Origin of the sequence: Flavobacterium sp. (genome assembly GCF_044349645.1) — a bacterium.
GTDB lineage: Bacteria > Bacteroidota > Bacteroidia > Flavobacteriales > Flavobacteriaceae > Flavobacterium.
Genome location: NZ_JBIKQP010000055.1, coordinates 1 through 3,375, shown reverse-complemented (window position 1 = coordinate 3,375; position 3,375 = coordinate 1). Strand labels below are relative to the sequence as shown.

The window sequence follows — 3,375 nt, the reverse complement described above, 5'->3', positions numbered from 1 at the left end:
ATGCATTTCCAAATATTTTATTCACCCCTTCCGGATGATTATCTAAAGCAGTGTGTACAGCATAAATTGCAATATTATTTTGAATTGCTTTAATCACAGCTCTTTCCACATAATTTTTTCCGGTTATTTTTTTTAAACCAGAAAATAAAATAGGATGAAAACAAACAATTAAGTTGCAGTTTTTAGCGATTGCCTCGTCAATAACACTTTCTAATGCATCGTGACAAACTAATATTCCAGTGGTTTCAGTTTCTATATTTCCAACTAGTAATCCAACATTGTCAAAATCTTCGGCATAAGCCAAAGGAGCCATTTCTTCAAGAAGGGGAATGATGTCTTTAATTTTATACATACTCGTATTTTTGATTTTACAAATTAACGAAAAAACAATTCAACTTTTTTATAATGATAAAATAGTATACTTTCGTAGTATGAATTTTATTCGAAAAATACTATTCCCATTTTCAATTCTATACAGCGCAATAGCTTCTATTCGAAATTATTGTTATGATAATGGATTGTTAAAATCGTATTCATTTAATTTACCAGTTATTGTGGTTGGAAATTTAAGTGTTGGTGGAACTGGTAAAACGCCTCAAATAGAGTATTTAATCCGACTTTTATCTGATAAATATAAGGTTACAACTTTAAGTCGAGGTTATAAAAGAAAATCTAACGGATTTATTTTGGCCGATGCTAATGTAAATGCTGAAATTATTGGAGATGAACCCTATCAATATTTCTCAAAATTTCCAAAAATTCAAGTTGCAGTTGACGTAGATCGGAAAAATGGAATTGAACAATTACTTTCCAATTCAAGTAAACCCGATGTGATTTTATTGGACGATGCTTACCAACATCGAAGAGTAAAAGCTGGTTTTTATATCTTATTGACTTCTTATAATGAATTGTATTCTGATGATTTTCAATTACCTACTGGAAATTTAAGAGAAAATAGGAGTGGAGCTAAACGAGCAAATGTAATTGTGGTTACAAAATGTCCATCCGATTTAACAAAACAAGATCAAGAAGTTATAAAAAACAAATTAGCAATTTTACCAAATCAAACTTTGTTTTTTTCAACTATTGAATTTGATGAATATGTGTATTCTGAAAATGAAAAAAAGCCTGTTTCTGAGATTCTAAATGTTGATAAATTACTCATTGCTGGAATTGCAAAACCTCAAACTTTTTTCGCCCATTTACAAAGTAATAAAGAAGTTTGTTTTACTTTCCCAGATCACCATCAATTCACGGAAAAAGACCTTCAAGAAATTAAAAATAAAGCTCAGAACAATATCATCATTACTACTGAAAAAGATTTTGTGAGATTGAAAGGATGTTTGCCAAAGGACCAACTTTATTATCTTCCAATAAAAACTAAATTTCTTTTTGAAGGAGATAATTTTGATAAAATCATAACAAATTATGTGGAATCTATTTAAGTAGAATAGACCAATATTTGTTCATTTGCTTTAAGCAAATTATTTTTTCGAATTTATTAGCAAAATTAAGTCGATTATTCTTGAAGAATAACCAATTTCATTATCGTACCAACCTACTACTTTAACCATTTTATCAATCACAGAAGTCAATTGAGCATCAAAAATGCAGGAATTTGTATTTCCAATAATATCTACAGAAACGATTGGATCTTCAGTATAATCTAGAATTCCTTTAAAATTAGTTTGAGATGCAGTTTTAAAAGCAGCATTAATTTCATCAATTGAAACTTGTCTTTTTACATTGAAGGTGATATCGGTCAAAGATCCATCTGGAACAGGAACACGAATTCCACAACCTCCAATTTTTCCTTCAAATTTGGGAAAGATTTTTGTTAAAGCTTTGGCTGCTCCTGTTGTTGTAGGAACTATAGATTGTGAGGCGCCACGAGCTCTGCGAAGGTCTTTATGTGGTTGATCATGCAAACTTTGATCGGTGGTAAACGAGTGAACTGTTGTAATATATGCTTGTTCAATTCCGCACAATTCATCAATGATTTTTATCATTGGCGCAGCATTATTAGTAGTACAACTGGCATTAGAAATAATCTTTTCATCACTATTTAATATTGTTTCATTAACACCTAAAACCACTGTTTTAATTGTGTCAACTTCTGATGGAGCTGTCAAAATTACTTTTTTGGCCCCAGCCAATAGATGCGCGTTTATTTCATCAAAAGTTTTGTGTTTTCCGGTTGCTTCTACAACAAAATCTATTGCTAACGACTTCCAATCTAAATTTGAAATTAATTTTTCATGAAAAAATAAGTACGATTTTCCGTTTACAATAATAGCATCATCCGAAAAACTACATTCATACGGAAGTTTTCCATGAATACTATCATATTTTACAAGATGAGCCATCGTTTTGTTATCGGCAATATCATTTATTGCAACGATCTCAATAGTAGGATGATTGATCAATAGGCGAAATAAATTTCTACCAATTCTACCAAATCCATTTATAGCAATTCTTGTTTTTTGATTCATCTAAATATAGAATTCAAACTAATTAAAGGATGTGCTTTTGAGCTTTATAAGAAGAACGAACTAACGGACCGCTTTCTACATGACGAAAACCTAATTCTAGTCCGAATTGCTCGTATTTTGCAAATTGCTCCGGAGTAATAAATTCCTTTACAGGTAAGTGTTTTTTACTTGGCTGAAGGTATTGACCGATAGTAACTACATCTACATTTGCTTGACGCAAATCTTTTAATGTTTGAAATACTTCTTCTTCAGTTTCACCCAAACCAAGCATTATCCCAGACTTAGTTCTATTGATTCCCTTTTCTTTTAAGTATCTTAAAACTTCCATGCTACGATCGTATTTTGCTTGAATACGAACTTCACGGGTTAAACGGCGAACGGTTTCTATATTATGAGATACCACTTCCGGATTGGCTTCAACAATTCGATCAATATTTCTTTCAATTCCCTGGAAATCAGGAATCAATGTTTCTAATGTTGTTGAAGGATTCATTCTTCGAATCGCTTTTATAGTTTCAATCCAAATAATTGAACCACCATCTTTCAAATCGTCTCTGTCCACGCTTGTAATTACAGCATGTTTTATATTCATTATTTTTATTGATCGGGCAACTTTTTCAGGTTCATCCCAATCTACGGTTTCTGGTCTTCCGGTTTTAACTCCACAAAATCCACAAGAACGTGTACAAATATTTCCAAGAATCATAAAAGTTGCCGTTCCTTCTCCCCAGCATTCACCCATATTTGGGCAACTACCTGAAGTGCAAATGGTGTTGAGTTTATATTTATCAACTAAACCTCGAAGATCGGTATATTTTTGACCAATTGGTAATTTTACTTTTAGCCATTTTGGCTTTCCTGTAGGAAGTACATTTTCTAAAAC

The 3,375-nt window shown here is 31.7% G+C and carries 4 protein-coding genes; 1 reads left to right on the top strand and 3 read right to left on the bottom strand.

Annotated elements, in window-relative coordinates; translation table 11 throughout:
• A partial coding sequence (locus tag AC9UFV_RS08930; protein ID WP_509574975.1) for a Nif3-like dinuclear metal center hexameric protein occupies positions 1 to 352 on the bottom strand: 352 nt, incomplete at its 3' end.
• Between the two features lie 79 nt (positions 353 to 431).
• On the opposite strand from AC9UFV_RS08930, the gene lpxK reads away from it, so the two are divergent.
• Positions 432 to 1,445, top strand: coding sequence for a tetraacyldisaccharide 4'-kinase (lpxK, locus tag AC9UFV_RS08925; RefSeq protein ID WP_509574973.1), 1,014 nt, complete (start codon positions 432 to 434; stop codon positions 1,443 to 1,445).
• Positions 1,446 to 1,484: 39 nt separating this feature from the next.
• Here lpxK and gap read toward each other — a convergent pair whose 3' ends face one another.
• The gene (gene gap / locus AC9UFV_RS08920; protein WP_509574971.1) at positions 1,485 to 2,492 is read right to left on the bottom strand and encodes a type I glyceraldehyde-3-phosphate dehydrogenase; all 1,008 of its coding nucleotides are present in this window, start codon (positions 2,490 to 2,492) and stop codon (positions 1,485 to 1,487) included.
• Between the two features lie 22 nt (positions 2,493 to 2,514).
• Positions 2,515 to 3,375, bottom strand: an 861-nt coding sequence (gene lipA / locus AC9UFV_RS08915) for a lipoyl synthase (RefSeq protein ID WP_509574969.1), incomplete at its 5' end; no start/stop codon positions are given.